1 rRNA gene is annotated in these 529 nt (G+C 54.6%); it reads left to right on the top strand.

Annotated elements, in window-relative coordinates:
- Nucleotides 1-529, top strand: a 16S ribosomal RNA gene (locus A8708_RS00020); the annotation flags it as partial.

The raw sequence follows: 529 nt of genomic DNA, 5'->3' as shown, positions 1-529 counted from the left end.
AAGACTGGGATAACTATCGGAAACGATAGCTAAGACCGGATAACTGGTACTCTCGCATGAGAGAATCATAAAACACGGAGCAATCTGTGGCTTGAAGATGGGCCTGCGGCGCATTAGCTAGTTGGTGAGGTAACGGCTCACCAAGGCGACGATGCGTAGCCGACCTGAGAGGGTGAACGGCCACACTGGGACTGAGACACGGCCCAGACTCCTACGGGAGGCAGCAGTAGGGAATCTTCCGCAATGGACGCAAGTCTGACGGAGCAACGCCGCGTGAGTGATGAAGGTTTTCGGATCGTAAAGCTCTGTTGCCCTAGACGAACAGCAAGGAGAGTAACTGCTCTTTGTGTGACGGTATAGGAGAAGAAAGCCCCGGCTAACTACGTGCCAGCAGCCGCGGTAATACGTAGGGGGCAAGCGTTGTCCGGAATTATTGGGCGTAAAGCGCGCGCAGGCGGTCATTTAAGTCTGGTGTTTAAGCCCGGGGCTCAACCCCGGTTCGCATCGGAAACTGGATGACTTGAGTGTA

This window comes from Paenibacillus oryzisoli, from assembly GCF_001653565.1.
In the GTDB taxonomy this organism is placed as follows: Bacteria; Bacillota; Bacilli; order Paenibacillales; family NBRC-103111; genus Paenibacillus_E; species Paenibacillus_E oryzisoli.
This window is presented reverse-complemented; position numbering and strand designations above follow the sequence as displayed.